We start from the raw sequence: 15,639 nt of genomic DNA, 5'->3' as shown, positions 1-15,639 counted from the left end.
CCTATTCATTCGACCGAGTCCGTTGGGGATCATCGGCCTGCACTTGTGCTGGTTTCCACCCCGATCGGCAACCTGGGTGATCTCTCGCCGCGGGCGGTAGCGGCGCTACGTGAGTCCGATATCATATTGTGCGAGGATACGCGCGTTACAGCACCATTACTGGCGCTCAATGGCATTGCCACGCGGCTGCAAGCCCTGCACGACCATAACGAGGCCGGGCGGACCGAACCGCTGATTGCGGCAATGCGCGGCGGACGCCGGTTTGCCCTGGTCAGCGATGCTGGCGCACCGCTGATTGCCGATCCGGGATTTCGGTTGGTGCGCGCAGCGATCGCTGCGGGCCTCACAATCAGCGCGGTACCGGGGCCGAATGCGGCGATGATGGCGCTGGCGCTATCGGGGCTGCCGCCCCATCCGTTCCTGTTCATGGGGTTTCTGCCGCCGCGTTCCGCCGCCCGGCGTGCGGTGCTGGAACGGGTGGCCAACGCCGAGCGGGCGGGTTTGAACGCGACATTGATCTTTTACGAAGCACCGCACCGCCTGATCGCATCGCTCGATGATTGCGTGGCAGTGCTGGGCAACCGCGCGGCAGCGGTCGGTCGTGAGCTCACCAAGCGCTTTGAGGAAATCCGGCGCGATGGGCTGGAGGGGCTGGCCGTCCATTTTCGGACCACCGCCCCGCGCGGCGAGATCACGCTGGTGATCGGCCCCGCACCTGATTATGTCGCGACCGATGCCGAACTCGACGATGCCTTGCACGACGCGCTCGAAACCATGAGCATCAAGGACGCGGCCACTTCCGTTGCGCGGGCGCTCGATCTGCCGCGCAAGCAGGTTTACGCGCGCGCACTCACTTTACGCCAGGATGAACAATCAGAGCCATAAGGCTCGGATGCACCAGGAACGGTTCAAGGCAGACCGCCAGGATCAGAATATTCATCCCGATCACGATCGGCACCGCAAACAGCCAGGTCAGCCGCAGGCCCGTACGCATGATCAGGCATTGGATCCAGAGCAGATAGACAAAACTGCCAACAAGTGAGCCGATGACGGCGTAGCGCCCATCGATCCCGAGGCTGACCAACCCGCTCGAGACCAGCCCGCCGATCAGCGTGAGAGGAATCAGCAGCCAGATCGACCAGTTGAGCGCCGTGCTGGTGATCAGCCAGGTCGCTCGGCTGGCAAGGTAGCGGGCAGCCAGTTCGGTAATGACCGGCTGCAGCAACACGCCGCAGACTCGCGACAACAGCATGACAACGGCGAGGAGCCAGTGCCCGGTCAATCCGAACAGAACGGCACTGACCAGCGGAAACGCCAGCAGCGGCGCAATGGAGGCGGAAAACGCTTCCGTTGTGTTGCCGAATTCGCGCATGCCCCCGACATCGCCGCGGGCGAGCCGGAACAGGCCACGCACGATGTTGCCCTCGGGCAATTTGACGCGTTTGCGATTGCCGCTCATGCGAAAATCGAATCGAGAACGGCACCATAAACCGTAGCAAGACCGCGAAGCTCCGTCACCGGTACCGCTTCGTCGATGCGGTGCATGCTGCGCCCCACCAGACCAAACTCCGCGACCGGACAGTAGTGGGTGATAAACCGCGCGTCCGAAGTGCCACCCCCGGTATCGAGCCTGGGGCTGATCCCTGTCGTCGCGCCGATCGCCGCGGCCAATTTTGCTGTAAAATCGCCCGGCTGTGTCAGGAACGCCTCACCGCTGAGCCTGATATCGCACTGCGCGTCGGGCGCGATGGCTTGCACCGTCGCGGTGATCCAGCGGCCCAGCGCCGCGCCGTCGTGCTCGGTGTTGAAGCGGATGTTCAGCGCGGCGTTCGCCTCCGGCGGGATGACGTTGCCAGTGGGATTGTCGACATCGACGCTGGTGACCTGCAGGCTTGATGGTTCGAACCAGTCGTTCCCGGTATCGAGCACGCGGGCGCGCAAGCTTTCGAGCGCCGTGAGAAGCCGGTGCACGGGGTTATCCGCCAGGTGCGGATACGCCACGTGCCCCTGGACGCCCCGCACCGTGATCCGCGCCGAGATCGATCCGCGACGCCCGATTTTTATGGTGTCGCCGAGCGCCACACGGCAGGTCGGCTCTCCGACGAGGCAGAGATCGGGGAGGGCATCGGTCTGGCGCAGATGGTCGAGGATGCGCATCGTACCATCGACCGCCTCGCCCTCCTCATCGCCCGTGATCAGCATGGACACCGTGCCGGTCCTCGCGTCGGCGGCGCGGCCGGCGAAGCCCGCGATAAAGGCGGCAATCGCCCCCTTCATGTCGACCGCGCCGCGGCCGAACAGCACTCCGTCTTCGACGATGCCGGAAAACGGATCATGCCGCCAACCGCCGCCGGGAGGCACGACATCGGTATGGCCTGCGAAGGCGAAATGGGGCGAGCCCTGGCCAAATCGCGCGATCAGATTGGCAACCTTGCCAAAGCGCAGCGTCTCGACGGTAAAGCCGAGCCGGTTGAGTGCATCGGCCACAACCGTCTGCGCGCCGCCATCCTGCGGCGTCACGGACGGACAAGCGATCAAAGCCTGCGCCAGCGGCAGCGGATCGGTCAGGATCACGCGCGCAACAACTCGTTGATCGCGGTTTTCGAACGGGTCTGCGCATCGACTCGCTTGACGATGACGGCGCAGGCCAGCGAAGGCCCCTGCGAGCCGTCCGGCAGGGGCTTGCCTGGCATGCTGCCGGGCACCACCACCGAATAGGCCGGCACCCGCCCGTAGCTGACGTCGCCGGTCGCCCGATCGACGATTCGGGTCGATGCGCCAAGAAACACACCCATCGAGAGGACCGCGCCACGTTCGACGATCACGCCTTCGGCTACTTCCGAGCGGGCGCCAATGAAACAATCGTCCTCGATGATCACGGGGTTGGCCTGCAACGGTTCCAGCACGCCGCCGATGCCAACACCGCCGCTGATATGACAGTTGCGGCCGACCTGCGCGCAGGACCCGACGGTCGACCACGTATCGATCATTGTATCCTCACCGACCCGTGCACCCACATTGATGAAACAGGGCATCAGGACCGCCCCGCGCGAAATATGCGCGGAGTGGCGAACCACAGCCCCGGGCACCGCGCGGATGCCGGCGTCGGCGAAGCGGTTTGTATCCCAACCGGTGAATTTCATCGCGACCTTATCGAACACCGGCGCGCCACCCGCACCTGGCATCGGCGCGTTGGGCATGATGCGGAACGACAATAAAATCGCTTGCTTGACCCATTGATGAACGGTCCAGTTGCCGTTTTCCAATTCGGCAACCCGTAGAACGCCACGGTCGAGCAGGTCGAGCGTCTCCACAATGGCCGCCTGCTCGCCCCCCCGCTGGCCGCTGACCAGCTTGTCGCGGTTCTGCCAAAGCATCTCGATTGCAGACTGAAGGGAGGCCTGGTCCATGCGTGTGCGTTCCGTTTTTGATGACGGCGGACCATGAGCAGGAGCGGTGGGGCTGTCAACGCTGTCCAGGCTCCTTTGGACGCCGGGAGCCGGCCGATCGATTAACCATCCGTTCATTTTGTCATCGCATAGTGCCGACATGACGGATCAGCACATCGTACATTATCCGAACGCAACGGCCGGCAGAGCGCTTTCCGATGCCGTTGTGGCCAGAGGGTCGGCACTTGCACGCTTGCTGGACAGTCTGCTCACTTTGCCTGACGCGGCAACCGCCATCTCCGCGGCCTGTGCCCTGATCGCGACCGAACTGGCCGATGCTGGCATCGTGCTGGCCTGCCGCCGCACCGTCGGGGCAGGGCAGGGCGATACAGTCCTTGCGGATTACCCCGCCGGCATTGGCCTTGCAGATGTTGCCGGTGCCGAGACGGTCTCGGTCGTCGTGCCGCGTTCAACACCGGGGCAGGGTAAGCCGGCTGAAGTCTACCTTGTGGCATGGCGGAGTTGCGGTGATCGGCGGTTGAATGCGGATGATGAGCGGCTTCTGCGCGAGATCGCGCCACTGCTGGCACCGTTCGCGGAGCGGTTGATGCTTGGGTCTGACGGCGTGGTTCCCCCCGCGCTGGACCCCGAGACCGGGCTTTGGTGCTTGCCAAGTTTCATCGAACAGATCGATCGACGATTCGATCGCCTTGATATCGAGGGTAGAATCGGCACGATGTTCGCGTTCGGCTGGGTCCGCAGCGATGGTTCGAGCGCGCCGGAGGCCTCATCAATCGTCGTCAAAGGCTCGGTGGCTTGCTTGCAGGAATTGCTAAGACCGGTCGATTTGCTCGGGCGTATCGGCCCGACCAGGCTTGCTGCGTGGTGCGACGGTGTCGATCATCTGATTGCGGCCGAGCGCGGCGATCGGATTGTCGCCCGGCTGGATTCGCTGTTGGCGGGCTCGGGCCGCCACGCCGCAATTGGCATCGCGTCACGTTGGCCGCAATCGGGCGATGATCCAGCGACACTGCTGATGCGGGCACGCCAGGGACTGGAGCAGGCCCGCCTCAAAGCGGCCGCACAGGCCCGTCCCGCCGTCAGAATTTGGCAACCGCCTGAGTGATGGTCATCCTGGATTAATTGCTCGCCGGACGGACATCCAAAAATCGGCTCAAAAGCCAATCGCCGTCGATTTTTTCTTCGGTCAGTGCCATGGCGAGTACCTCGCTGCCGAATACCGGCGCCGCCAGGATCATGTCGGGATGAACTCGGCGTACGCGCTCAAGATTCTTGCGCGTGCTGACGGCAGCAACTTTTTTGGCATCCGTGCCGAGTTCGCGAACCGCGAGAATAACAAAGGCGTTCTCGGAATCGTCATCCGAGAGGGCCAGGATCGCGCGCGCATGCTCGCCACCAGCCTCGCGCAAAGTTTCCAACTCGGTCGGGTCGCCGATCACGGTTTCCGCATCGCCGAAGCTGGTATCGCCATCCTCGATAATGACCAGAACCGGTTCGTCCCGCTTGCGCAATTCTCGCGCCGTGTTGCGGGCGAGTGCGCCGTGTCCGGTGATGATGAAGTGACTGACGCGTTTCATTTTTTTTCTCCTGGGACCCATCGTCTGATTGATCCGGCTTTGCAGGACCGGACCGATCACCGCAGTCAGCGCCGTCGCGAACACAGTCAGTCCGAGAACGATCAACGATACGACGAACAGCCTCGCTTCATTGCTTTTTGGCAGGATGTCGCCGTACCCTACCGTCGACATGGTCACGATCACAAAATAAAAGGCATTCGGCAGGTTGGTGATCGGCGGCGTAAAGCCGGCGCCGAGCAGAAACGAGCCTAGAGTACCATAGACGATCAAAACCAGGACCGATGCCAGGGCGAATAATGTGCCGGCGGCCAGCGATGATCGTGAAAATGCGTCGCGTGCCAGCACGAGGGCCAGAAGTAGCACGACGATATAGACCGTTTCGCTTGAGACGATCGTGCCGGCGGATTGATGGATCGTCAGTGCCAATTGCGCGATGGTGATGCCGAGTGCCGAAAGCCAGGCGATGCGTGACCGACCCAGCAGCCCGATCGCGATAAGGATCTGCAACGTCCCGACCACGACCGTCGGTACGCCCGACAGGATGAGTCGCGGTACATGGCCGGAAATCGGATGGAGAGCATTGAACAAATGGCTGAGGTTGAGATGTAGATATTCGGCAGCGTAGCGCCGAACAGTCGGAAGGATCGCAAACGCACCGGCACCGCCCACGGCGATCGCGAGCGGCAGCTGCGGAAACCACAGATCCATCCGAAGGCGGCGGTACCAGCGATTGTAAAACAGCCTGATCGACCGCAACGCCGGGTGTAAGGTCTCAGCAGCGCCGGTGAGCACGCCGCATCCCGCTGATTGAACTCATCCAGTGATTATGGGGACCCGCACGGGACCCGACAATCCGGCGTTCAGGCAAGTGTGACGTCGAAACTCTCGATCACCGTGTTGGCAAGCAACCGGCGCGCCATGGCGGCGGCGGCCTCGCGGGCAGCGGCGGGATCGGTCTCGTGCAGGTCGAGTTCAATCACCTTGCCAACGCGCACATCGGCAATGCCATCAAAACCAAGCCCTTCGAGCGCGTGCCCGATCGCCTTGCCTTGCGGGTCGAGCACCCCGGGCTTGAGCTTGACGGTAACGACAGCCTTCATTGCATCAACTCCGGGCCCTTCATATCGCGCATGCCGGCTTCCGGTAGAATGCCAAGGCGCTTGGCAACCTCCTGATAAGCCTCTTCAACGCGCCCCAGATCGCGCCGGAAGCGGTCCTTGTCCATTTTTTCGTTGGTCTTGGTATCCCATAAGCGGCAGTTGTCCGGACTGATTTCATCCGCCAGCACGATGCGCATGTCTTCGTTTTCCCAGAGCCGACCGAACTCGACTTTGAAATCCACCAGCGTAATGCCGACACCGAGAAACAGTCCGGTCAGGAAATCGTTTATCCGAAGAGTAAGGTGGACGATGTCGTCCATATCCTGCGGGCTCGCCCACCCAAAGGCGGTAATATGCTCTTCCGCTACCATCGGATCGTTCAGCGCGTCGTTCTTATAATAATATTCGATGATACTGCGCGGCAGCCTGGTTCCCTCGGCAATGCCGAGCCGGGTGCTCATGCTGCCGGCGGCGATATTGCGAACCACCACCTCGATCGGGACGATTTCAACTTCCCTGATCAGTTGCTCGCGCATGGTGAGGCGGCGAATGAAATGGGTTGGAATTCCCACCTCCGCCAACCGCAGCATCAGGAACTCGCTGATCCGGTTGTTCAGAACGCCTTTGCCGGGGATGGTTCCCTTTTTCTGTGCGTTGAACGCCGTGGCATCGTCCTTGAAGTATTGCACAAGAGTGCCGGGCTCCGGCCCCTCGTACAGGATTTTCGCTTTGCCTTCGTAGAGTTGTCGGCGACGAGCCATGGCGTAACCTCATGTGGCGGCGGCGGAGAGTGGATCGGAACGGCCGCCGGCGCCTCGCTATATCAACCGAAGCCGGTTTACGCCATGCCGGGTAGCTCGATCAGTTTCAGGCGGCTTGTTTGCGCAACGCCGCCGGCAGGTCGTTGATCGCCTGATCGACCAGGGATTGATCGTGCTCGCCATCGATTGTTTCGGCCAGAATGCGCTCAGTCACCTTCACGGCCAAATTTGCGGCGGCATTCCGCACTTCGGCAATCGCCGCGGTTTCGGCCGCCGCTATGCGCGCTTTGGCCATCTGTTCGCGCCGACGCGCCGATGCCTCGGCGTCGGCGAGCAATTCGGCGGCAAGGCGCTCAGCTTCGCGGCCGGCGAGCGCGACCATATCGGCCGCCTGAGCGATGGCAGCTTCCCGCCGCGCTTCAGCGTCCTTAAGCATTCTCTCAGCTTCCGCCCGAAGGCGGGCAGCTTCGTCAAGCTCCTGCTGGATCGCCTGGCTCCGGCGATCGAGCAACGAGACGATGGCGTTGATCAACTTGCGCCCGAAAAAACCGAGGAATATCAAAACTGCCACGGTCACCCAGAAGGTGCCTTTGGTCCAAAGCAAGCCGTGCATGGCTTCGTACTGCATGAGTGCGGTCCCCTTATGCCAGAACGGTTGCGAGAGTACGATCGATCCGTTCCGCCGCCACCGCCTCACCCGTCAGGCGCAACAGCAGGCTCGACGTAACATCGCGTGCAACCGGCCCCAGCGCCGCAACGGCCTGAGACTTTGCCGCCTTGATGTCAGATTCCGCTTGCCCGATCTGAGCATCGAGCTTGGCGTTCAACTCGGCCGACTGCGCCCTTGCGCGTTCCTTCGCGGCGTTGACCGCATCGGCGATTGCGCTCTGGCTGTTCTCGCGGGCATTCCTGATCGCGAGGTTCAGCTCAGTGACCGCGTGCTCGGCCTTCGCCTTGGCCTGCCGCGCGGTTTCCAGATCGTCGGCGATATGGCTGACCCGCTTTTCGATCACCCCACTGATCTGGGGCAGCGCCCAGCGGGACATCAAAAAGTAGAGAACGATCATGATGATCGCCATCCACACGACCTGAGCGCCGGTCAGCGGATCGGCGAAATCCATCTGAGGCAATTTGCTGCCGGCCATGGCGAGTGCCGGCATCATGCCAAGGGCGATACTCAGGGAAAGGATCGGAGCGCGGCGCATCCTGATTGGGTCCTTGATCGAAGGGCTCAGGTGAACAGGATGATGAGCGCGATGACCAGAGCATAGAGGGCGACCGCTTCGGTCAACGCAAACCCAAGGAGCACGTCGCGAAACATCTTGTCGCGCGCAGCGGGGTTGCGGCCAACCGCGCTCACGAACGAGCCGAACAGATTGCCGATGCCGACACCGGCGCCGGCGACACCGATAGTGGCTAGGCCCGCGCCGATCTGGTGGCTGGCGAGGACAATGGAATCAATGGCCATAAAACAATTTCCTTTCAACGATAGATATAGAGATCGGTTTCCGGCCTATGTGACCGTTTGGGCGAGACAAGTCGATATGAGCTGCAGATTTTAGTGCAAATGAATGGCATCATGCAGGTAAAGGCAGGTGAGCACGGCAAACACGTAAGCCTGAAGAAACGCCACCAGAAACTCGAGCGCGGTCAGTGCCACATTGAGGCCGAGTGGAATGATCGCCGCGACGACGCCAACCGCGCCAAGCCCGGTCACCAGCATGATCATGAAGCCAGCAAACACCTCCCACATGACATGTCCGGCGGTGATGTTGGCGAACAGACGAACTGAGAGTGAGATAGGGCGCGACAGGAATGACACGATTTCGATCGGGATCAGTAAGGGCAGCAGCCAGCCGGGAACGCCGGGGGGTGAAAAGAATTTGAAGAAGCCCAATCCATGATACCAGAAACCGACTGCGGTGGAGAGCAGGAACACAAAAACTGCCAAGGCGCCGGTCACTGCGATATGGCTGGTAAAGGCAAAGAAATAGGGGAAAAGCCCGAGAAGGTTGCCAACCAGAATGAAGGCGAACAGTGTGAACACAAAAGGAAAGAAGCGGCGCCCTTCGTGGCCGATGGTGTCATCGACCATCTGATGCACGAATTCGTAGCTCATCTCCGCCAGCCCCTGCATCCGTCCCGGCACCATGGCGCGGTGGCGCAAAGCGATTGCGAATAGCACCGTGATGATTGCCGCGGCGAGCAGCATCATTTCATTGGAATTGGTGAACTCGACCAGCCGACCAACCGGGCCGAAACCGGTGGTCAACTGGAACTGCCCCAGTGCGTTGATCGCCGATTCTTGCGCCATAGTCTCCTCCGATTAGTCTTTTTGGCTCGTGCCCATCGCGCGAACGACGTTGCGAAAGCCTGCAATCGCGCCGATGGGAACAAACCCGATCATGAACCACGGTGTCGTGTGAAACAATCGGTCTAACCCGTAACCGATCGCGACAGCAACAACCAGGGCAGCCACCATTTCGGCACCCAGTCGCATCGCGAGGCTGAACGGATTGGGACCTTCTGCCTGCTGCTCATTGACCGGCACAGGCTTATCAAGCCCGGCGCGGTTTCGTGCTGCGGCAAGACGCTGATCGAAATCGGCCCGATCGCGTGGTCCCTGAGCCTGATCGTCACCCATCGAAACACCCCTACGCCCGCCCCTTAAGACGGCGATGGGTTGCTACCGGTGCGCGCGCCTCAAGTCAACATATCGCGATCGTGAAATACATGCCCCACCATCACGCTGATCGAGGCTTGACCTCATTCCGCGGCGATCGGGACCGACTGGTCGACCAGCGCGGTCGCCGTGCCCAGATCGACTGACAGAACCCGCGAAATGCCGCGCTCCTGCATGGTGACGCCGTAGAGGCGGTCCATCCGGGCCATGGTCAGATGGTGATGGGTAACAACCAGGAAACGCGTGCCGGTTTCACGTGCCATGTCTTCGAGCAAGGTACAGAATCGATCGACGTTAGCGTCGTCGAGCGGGGCGTCCACTTCGTCGAGGACCGAAATGGGCGCCGGATTGCACCGAAACACCGCGAAGATCAGCGACAGGGCCGTCAGCGCCTGCTCCCCGCCCGACAGCAGTGACAAAGTCGCCAGTTTCTTGCCTGGAGGTTCGGCAAAAATCTCGAGCCCGGCTTCCAGGGGGTCGTCCGAACCGGTGAGCGCCAGATGCGCGCGTCCGCCGCCGAACATGCGGGTGAACAGCGCCTGAAAATGACGGTCTATTTCGGTGAATACGGTCGAGAGGCGTTCGCGACCTTCGCGATTGAGGTGACCGATCGAACCGCGCAGCTTTGCTATCGCGGCGGATATTTCATCGCGTTCGCGCTCGATCGCGGCCAGGCGATCTTCGATTTCGGCGACCTCGATTTCGGCGCGAAGATTGACCGGGCCCATCTCGTCACGTTCGCGGGTGAGTCGTTCAAATCGTTTGCGGGCGCGTTCAGCCGATTCGGGCGTCGGGTCGGTCAGGGGTGGCAGCGTAGGGTCGACGCCGAAGCGCTCCAGGATCCGCTCGGCGATCGTGCCCCAAGCGAAATTAGCTTCACGTACGTTGGATTCCGCCAGGATCAGCGCCTCGCGCTCGCTCGATAGGCGCTGCTCGGCCTGGCGCAATGTTGCAGTTAGGCTCTCGTACTGCTGTTCACCGGCTTTCAGCGCGGCAGCGGCGGCGAGATGTTGATCTTTCGCATCAGCGAGTGCCGATCGCGCACAATCCCGCGCGTCGGCGGAATTACCGTCGGTCGGCAGCGAGTCGAGCGCAGCACGGGCTTCGCGCAGGCGTGCGGCAAGATCGGTGATCCGGGATGTGGCATCGGCAGCGCGCTCCGTCCAGTCGGCAATCTCACGATCGATCGAGCCGAGGCGGCGGTTGCGCTGTTCCATTTCGCTGGTCAGGCGCTGCACCGTATGACGCGCCTCTGTCTCGGCGCGGCGTGCTTCGATCACGCGGGCACGGGTATTCTCGACGTCAGCGCGGAGCGCTGTCACATCGGGTAGGGCGTGAAACTCCGATTCGACGGTCGCAAGCGTCGCGGCGGCCTCGATCTGGTCCGCTTGAAGGCGGGCGACCACGTCCGCCGCGGCAAGCGCGCGCGTCGTCTTTCGCTCTGCTTCGGCCGCGAGCCTGCTGGCGGCTTCGGTCGTCGTTCGGGTTTCGCCGCGCGCTCGATCAAGCTGATGATCGGCTGTTTTGCGGGCCGTCCTGGCAAGTTCCTCGGCTTGGCGAGCGGCGTGCTCGGCCTGCTCGGCTTCGATGCGTTCGCGCTTATGCCGTGCCGCTTCAGTCGTCGCGGCGCTGAGGTCGTGTCGGAGTTGGTTCAGTCGGTTCCGTTGCGCGAGCCGGAGTCCCGCTTCGCTCGGCGCGCCGGCGCGCGTTACATAGCCGTCCCAGCGCCACACACCACCCTCGATCGATACCAGAGTTTCGCCGGGTTGCAGGGATTGTTGCAGCGTATCGCCGTCCGCCCCTTCGGGCAGAAGCAGGATATGATCGAGCGCGCGGCGCAGCGCCTCCGGTGCCTCGACATGGGCAGACAGGCTCGGAAGCGAGTGCGCGACGTCGACCGGCCGCAGAGCCCGCCAGTGCCGAGGGGCGGTTGGTTGCGTGCTCGCCGCAAGATCGTCGCGCAAGGCGGCACCCAGTGCGTTTTCGAACCCGATCGGCACAGAAATCTGATCGAGCAGCGGCTCGGCTTCGCGACCGAATTTTTGAGCGAGGACGGCGCCGAGCGCGTCGACTTCGACCTTGATGCGCGCCACGGCAGCATCGGCAGCTAGCGAATCCGTACGGAGCGCTGCCGAGACCACTGCGGCATCTCCGCGCGCCTGCTCGGCGGCTTGCACAGCCGTTTGCGCTTCGCGTTGCGCCGCCTCGGCCTGCTGGTAGGCGGCGACAGCCGCATCACGTGCTGCGTCGAGTGCGGCGGTTCGCTCCGACGGAATCAGCTCCGCCACGGCACGTTGGTGATCGACCGCGGCTTGTGCTGCCCGATTGCGCGTTTGTGTGGCTTGTTCGCGCGCGAGTTTTAGCCGCGCTGTGATGGCTTGATGTGCTGCTGCCAGATGGGCGGCGGCTTCCGTGGCGGATTGGACACGCGCTTCAGCTTCCTGAAGTGCCGCCGCAGCGTGATCGGCCGCCGTGTTTGCCGCCTCTAGACATTCAGGCGCTGCAAGACGCTCGACTTCCAGCCGGCTGCGCTCCTCGATCAGGCGCTGTTTCGCGTCATTCGAATCCGTGGCGGCCCGCTCGGCATGCTGATGATCCCGGATCAACGCGGCCAGCCTTGTCTCGGCTTCGGTGCGGGTCGTCCTGATCCGCTTGATCTCGGAATCGATATGCTCGAGTTGAATGCGCGCACGTTCGAGCGCGGTGCGCGCCTCGCTCTCCCGGGCGCGCAGCGCTGGAAGGACATCCGTTTGACCACGCTCGCTTTGCGTTGCGTCGTCACGCTCACGTTGCGCGACGACAACGGCGGTTTGGGCGGCGGCCAGGGCGGCTTGTGCACCACGCTGGCGGAATTCGGCGATATGGTGCTCGGTTGCCAGATACTCGGTCTCGGCATCGCGGATGGCACCCGACAGGTTTCGATAGCGGTTGGCCTGACGCGCTTGTTTTTGCAGATCAGCAAGCCTTGCTTCCTGCTGCGCCCGCAGATCTTCAGCCCTTGTCAGGTTCTGCTCAGCCGCCCGTAGTTTCAGTTCGGCCTCGTGACGCCGGGAGTGCAGACCCGTGATACCGGCCGCTTCCTCGAGGATCGCGCGCCGTTCATCAGGGCGCGCATTGACCAATGCGGAGACGCGGCCCTGGCTGATCATCGCCGAGTTGCGGGCACCGGAGGCAAGATCGGCAAACAGGGTTGCCACATCGCGCGCGCGGGTTTCGCGCCCGTTCACGCGGTAGGTACTGCCCGAACCGCGTTCGATCTTGCGGGTGATCTGGAGTTCCGCATCGGCCTGAAACGGCGCTGGTGCCAGCCCTGCCGTTTCCGTGAGCGAAATGGCGACTTCCGCCACACTCCGTGCGGCGCGGGACAGCGTTCCGGCGAAAATGACATCGTCCATTTCGCCGCCCCGCATCGATTTGGCGCTGGCTTCACCCATCGCCCAGCGCAGGGCGTCTACCACGTTGGATTTGCCGCATCCGTTGGGTCCGACGATGCCGGTCAGCCCGGGCAGGATTTCGATCGATGTCGCATCGGCAAAGCTTTTGAAGCCGGCAATCCGGATGCGGGCAAACCGTGCGGGCAACGCGGGCCTACGCTTCGTCGATCCAACGCGAGAACTGCTTGAAGTCGACAGCACCCTCGCGTTTACGGCCATTAATGATGAAGGTCGGGGTCGCGTTCACATGGTACTGCTTTTCGCCGACATTCAGCTCGTTCAGAATGAACGCCTCGAGTTTTTTATCGGCGAGAGCCGCATCGAAGGATTTGCGGTCCATACCGGCAAGAGCGGCGAACCGGAACAGGGCATTTGCGTAATCCTGCTTGGTCTTCAGATTGGGATCAAATGCCCATTGATCCTGGGTGCGGAATAATTCCGAGATGAAGGGGAAATATTCATGCGCAGGCAGTGTGCGAGCGACCTGCGCGGCCATCACCGCGTCTTCGTTCAGCGGGAAATCCTTGAAGACGTAGTAGATTTTTCCGGTCTTGATGAAGTTGGTGACAACGTCGGGCAGCACGCGGGTCCCGAAATAGGCACAATGTGGGCAGTTCATCGAAAAATACTCGTGAACGGTCACGGATGCGCCGGGTTTGCCGAGGCTTCGAACGCCGAACGGCGACGATGAGGCCGGCAGCGCCTCGGATGCTGCGGCACGCCCCGTGTCTAAAAGGCCGAGCCCTGCCGATATGCTGAGACCACCAACAAAATGTAGTAGGCTACGACGGTCCATGAGTATTATATCCCCAGATTTAGTGTATCGCAAAACGCGCTGTCAGGTCGAGAAAAAGTCTTTGGGCGATTCGGCCAGCCCCGCCAAGCGTGTCCTACATATCGAACGGATCGCAAACTGACGAGATCAACCGGGTCGATTTGATCACGGTTGCGGGAGGCGTCACGCCACTGGGCACACGTTGGTTGTCCAGCGCTTGCGATTTGCCAGCCGCGCAGCCTCCGCTATACGGGCGGCATGGACCTGAAAGACCACATTCGCGGTGTGCCGGATTTCCCGAAACCCGGCATTTTGTTCTACGATATTTCAACGCTGTTGCGGAATGCCGACGCCTGGCAGGTTGCGATGGGAAGGTTGGCCCGTATCGTCGGTGCCTACCGGCCTGATGTTCTGGCCGGCGTAGAAAGCCGTGGTTTTTTGCTCGCAGCCCCGTTGGCACTGAAGCTCGGCTGCGGGTTCGTCATGCTGCGCAAACGGGGCAAATTGCCCGGCGATACGGTTGGCCTGAACTATGATCTGGAATATGGCTCCGACCGGATCGAAATCCAATCCGATGCGGTCACGCCCGGCCAACGGGTTGTCGTGGTCGACGACCTTTTGGCGACCGGAGGCACCATGGCGGCTGGCATCGCTCTGCTCAAAAACGTGAAAGCAGAGGTCCCGGCGGCAATCGCCCTGATCGAACTCGGCTTTCTGCATGGACGGGATCGTCTCGATGTGCCGTTTGAAGCGCTTGTCCGCTACGACCAGTAAGCTTCGATCGTGCGCGCCATGATGCGACGGCGCGTAGTCCTGGGTGGCCTCGGGATGGCAGGCCTCATGCTGAGGGACGGAATCGCCGCACCACCGATGGTGATCGCGGATCAGGTCGATCGGACAATGCCCGACTACGCGATACTGGTGTGTGGGCCGCACGGCGGAAGGATCGATCGTTGGTCACTCGCATTCGCTCAGGGAATCCGCGGAGCTTTATCTCCACATCGCGCCATTCAACTCCAGCGGGTCGGGGGTGAGGATGGCGTCACCGGTGCGAACCGGCTGCAGACCATGGTTGTGCCAGATGGTCGGACGGCGGCGGTTTTGCCGAACGAGGCGATCATTGCCTTCCTGACCGGCGACCCCCGCGTGCATTTTCAACCTGGTGATTGGATTCCGATCATGGCAGGTGTCACTGCCGCCGTTTTGGTCGTCCGGGGAGGGTTGCCGCGCCTTGCCGATGCTGCACCGATCCGGCTTGCTGCGGCGTCTCCCGAAAGCCCCGATCTGGCGGCGTTGCTGGCGTTCCAGCGCCTTGGCGTCTCGACTGCACCGATTTTCGGCCTGCGCGGGGCCACGGCGATCGCTCGCGCGTTTGCCGCGGGCGAAGCAGATGCGGTTCTGCTGACCGGGGAAGACGTCCCGGCGGATGCCGCCTCGTTGTCGGCTTATGGCGGTGTCGCGATCGGCACCTTGGGCGTGGTCGATGAGCGTGACCGCGTCATGGCTGATCCGTTGATGAACGATCTGCCCACGATTCACGCGATCGCCGAGAAGCGGGGAGGCGCACCGCTGCCGCCGGCGTTGGAGCAGGCCTATCGGGCGGTCGCTGCAGCCAGCCGGATCGACTTCATGGCAGTTCTACCGCATCTGACGACACCGACGACCGTGGCAGCGTGGCGGCAGGCGGCGGAAAGCGCTGGCGACATGCAGGCGATGCAGGCGGCCGCGGCGGCAAGCGCCATCAGCCTGACCGTGACGGGCGCAGCCGCTGCGGCGGCACCGTTCGATGTGGCGGCGGATGGTTTGCTCGCTTTGCGTCAGTTCTTGTTTCAGCACTTCGGATGGCATCCATCCTGACCCTGCACTGGACCGCCACATGAAATCGATCGATCGGGCTTG

17 protein-coding genes are annotated in these 15,639 nt (G+C 62.3%); 4 read left to right on the top strand and 13 right to left on the bottom strand.

Features of this window, described 5'->3' with window-relative positions; genetic code table 11:
• Window positions 1-45: 45 nt before the first annotated feature.
• Entirely contained in the window at window positions 46-885 is an 840-nt protein-coding gene (gene rsmI / locus BW994_RS11675; RefSeq protein ID WP_342667835.1) for a 16S rRNA (cytidine(1402)-2'-O)-methyltransferase, read from the top strand.
• Here rsmI and BW994_RS11670 read toward each other — a convergent pair.
• The 3 genes from BW994_RS11670 to dapD are packed head-to-tail and all read right to left on the bottom strand — an operon-like array spanning window position 851 to window position 3,410.
• The gene (locus BW994_RS11670) at window positions 851-1,459 is read right to left on the bottom strand and encodes a hypothetical protein (RefSeq protein WP_029311858.1); all 609 of its coding nucleotides are present in this window, start codon (window positions 1,457-1,459) and stop codon (window positions 851-853) included. The two genes, rsmI and BW994_RS11670, sit on opposite strands and share 35 nt — an antisense overlap.
• Entirely contained in the window at window positions 1,456-2,568 is a 1,113-nt protein-coding gene (gene dapE, locus BW994_RS11665; RefSeq protein WP_076454599.1) for a succinyl-diaminopimelate desuccinylase, read from the bottom strand. Before dapE ends, BW994_RS11670 begins: the two co-directional genes overlap by 4 nt.
• Before the next feature lie 2 nt (window positions 2,569-2,570).
• Window positions 2,571-3,410 carry a 2,3,4,5-tetrahydropyridine-2,6-dicarboxylate N-succinyltransferase gene (dapD, locus tag BW994_RS11660; RefSeq protein WP_029311856.1) on the bottom strand — a complete coding sequence of 280 codons (840 nt, stop codon included), beginning with the start codon at window positions 3,408-3,410 and terminating at the stop codon, window positions 2,571-2,573.
• Window positions 3,411-3,549: 139 nt separating this feature from the next.
• Here dapD and BW994_RS11655 point away from each other — a divergent pair, with 139 nt between their 5' ends.
• The gene (locus tag BW994_RS11655; RefSeq protein ID WP_051657331.1) at window positions 3,550-4,515 is read left to right on the top strand and encodes a GGDEF domain-containing protein; all 966 of its coding nucleotides are present in this window, start codon (window positions 3,550-3,552) and stop codon (window positions 4,513-4,515) included.
• Between the two features lie 13 nt (window positions 4,516-4,528).
• Here the strand turns inward: BW994_RS11655 and kch are convergent, their stop codons facing one another.
• From kch to BW994_RS11605, 10 genes are all read right to left on the bottom strand, one after another.
• The gene (kch, locus tag BW994_RS11650) at window positions 4,529-5,779 is read right to left on the bottom strand and encodes a voltage-gated potassium channel protein (protein WP_245594114.1); all 1,251 of its coding nucleotides are present in this window, start codon (window positions 5,777-5,779) and stop codon (window positions 4,529-4,531) included.
• 68 nt (window positions 5,780-5,847) lie between these two features.
• Window positions 5,848-6,087 carry a phosphoribosylformylglycinamidine synthase subunit PurS gene (gene purS / locus BW994_RS11645; RefSeq protein ID WP_029311853.1) on the bottom strand — a complete coding sequence of 80 codons (240 nt, stop codon included), beginning with the start codon at window positions 6,085-6,087 and terminating at the stop codon, window positions 5,848-5,850.
• Entirely contained in the window at window positions 6,084-6,848 is a 765-nt protein-coding gene (gene purC / locus BW994_RS11640; RefSeq protein ID WP_029311852.1) for a phosphoribosylaminoimidazolesuccinocarboxamide synthase, read from the bottom strand. The genes purS and purC overlap by 4 nt, the downstream gene beginning before the upstream one ends.
• A gap of 106 nt (window positions 6,849-6,954) precedes the next feature.
• A complete protein-coding gene (locus BW994_RS11635) occupies window positions 6,955-7,476 on the bottom strand; it encodes a F0F1 ATP synthase subunit B family protein (protein WP_035228843.1) in 522 nt (173 codons plus the stop codon).
• Between the two features lie 13 nt (window positions 7,477-7,489).
• Window positions 7,490-7,969 carry a F0F1 ATP synthase subunit B family protein gene (locus tag BW994_RS11630; RefSeq protein WP_245801564.1) on the bottom strand — a complete coding sequence of 160 codons (480 nt, stop codon included), beginning with the start codon at window positions 7,967-7,969 and terminating at the stop codon, window positions 7,490-7,492.
• A 110-nt stretch (window positions 7,970-8,079) separates the two neighbouring features.
• Window positions 8,080-8,316 carry an ATP synthase subunit C family protein gene (locus BW994_RS11625; RefSeq protein WP_029311849.1) on the bottom strand — a complete coding sequence of 79 codons (237 nt, stop codon included), beginning with the start codon at window positions 8,314-8,316 and terminating at the stop codon, window positions 8,080-8,082.
• A 90-nt stretch (window positions 8,317-8,406) separates the two neighbouring features.
• A complete protein-coding gene (locus BW994_RS11620; protein ID WP_029311848.1) occupies window positions 8,407-9,162 on the bottom strand; it encodes a F0F1 ATP synthase subunit A in 756 nt (251 codons plus the stop codon).
• 12 nt (window positions 9,163-9,174) lie between these two features.
• Entirely contained in the window at window positions 9,175-9,492 is a 318-nt protein-coding gene (locus BW994_RS11615) for an AtpZ/AtpI family protein (RefSeq protein WP_029311847.1), read from the bottom strand.
• A gap of 122 nt (window positions 9,493-9,614) precedes the next feature.
• Entirely contained in the window at window positions 9,615-13,112 is a 3,498-nt protein-coding gene (gene smc, locus BW994_RS11610; RefSeq protein ID WP_029311846.1) for a chromosome segregation protein SMC, read from the bottom strand.
• 7 nt (window positions 13,113-13,119) lie between these two features.
• Window positions 13,120-13,761, bottom strand: a complete 642-nt coding sequence (locus BW994_RS11605) for a DsbA family protein (RefSeq protein ID WP_029311845.1) — start codon at window positions 13,759-13,761, stop codon at window positions 13,120-13,122.
• A gap of 237 nt (window positions 13,762-13,998) precedes the next feature.
• On the opposite strand from BW994_RS11605, the gene BW994_RS11600 reads away from it, so the two are divergent.
• On the top strand, window positions 13,999-14,514 hold the full coding sequence (locus BW994_RS11600; RefSeq protein WP_029311844.1) for an adenine phosphoribosyltransferase: 516 nt from the start codon (window positions 13,999-14,001) through the stop codon (window positions 14,512-14,514).
• A gap of 66 nt (window positions 14,515-14,580) precedes the next feature.
• The gene (locus tag BW994_RS11595; protein ID WP_245594113.1) at window positions 14,581-15,597 is read left to right on the top strand and encodes a hypothetical protein; all 1,017 of its coding nucleotides are present in this window, start codon (window positions 14,581-14,583) and stop codon (window positions 15,595-15,597) included.
• The last annotated feature ends 42 nt before the right edge of the window (window positions 15,598-15,639 follow it).

The organism is Acidiphilium rubrum (assembly GCF_900156265.1).
Classification (GTDB): Bacteria; Pseudomonadota; Alphaproteobacteria; order Acetobacterales; family Acetobacteraceae; genus Acidiphilium; species Acidiphilium rubrum.
This window is presented reverse-complemented; position numbering and strand designations above follow the sequence as displayed.

Bases quoted from the DNA above. Each gene is read 5' to 3' on its own strand.
- BW994_RS11600 (WP_029311844.1), top strand. From the start codon at position 13,999: ATGGACCTGAAAGACCACATTCGCGGTGTGCCGGATTTCCCGAAACCC.
- BW994_RS11630 (WP_245801564.1), bottom strand. From the start codon at position 7,969: ATGGATTTCGCCGATCCGCTGACCGGCGCTCAGGTCGTGTGGATGGCG.
- purS (WP_029311853.1), bottom strand. From the start codon at position 6,087: ATGAAGGCTGTCGTTACCGTCAAGCTCAAGCCCGGGGTGCTCGACCCG.
- BW994_RS11620 (WP_029311848.1), bottom strand. From the start codon at position 9,162: ATGGCGCAAGAATCGGCGATCAACGCACTGGGGCAGTTCCAGTTGACC.
- BW994_RS11670 (WP_029311858.1), bottom strand. From the start codon at position 1,459: ATGAGCGGCAATCGCAAACGCGTCAAATTGCCCGAGGGCAACATCGTG.
- BW994_RS11655 (WP_051657331.1), top strand. From the start codon at position 3,550: ATGACGGATCAGCACATCGTACATTATCCGAACGCAACGGCCGGCAGA.
- BW994_RS11635 (WP_035228843.1), bottom strand. From the start codon at position 7,476: ATGCAGTACGAAGCCATGCACGGCTTGCTTTGGACCAAAGGCACCTTC.
- BW994_RS11615 (WP_029311847.1), bottom strand. From the start codon at position 9,492: ATGGGTGACGATCAGGCTCAGGGACCACGCGATCGGGCCGATTTCGAT.
- dapD (WP_029311856.1), bottom strand. From the start codon at position 3,410: ATGGACCAGGCCTCCCTTCAGTCTGCAATCGAGATGCTTTGGCAGAAC.
- BW994_RS11595 (WP_245594113.1), top strand. From the start codon at position 14,581: ATGCTGAGGGACGGAATCGCCGCACCACCGATGGTGATCGCGGATCAG.
- BW994_RS11605 (WP_029311845.1), bottom strand. From the start codon at position 13,761: ATGGACCGTCGTAGCCTACTACATTTTGTTGGTGGTCTCAGCATATCG.
- purC (WP_029311852.1), bottom strand. From the start codon at position 6,848: ATGGCTCGTCGCCGACAACTCTACGAAGGCAAAGCGAAAATCCTGTAC.
- BW994_RS11625 (WP_029311849.1), bottom strand. From the start codon at position 8,316: ATGGCCATTGATTCCATTGTCCTCGCCAGCCACCAGATCGGCGCGGGC.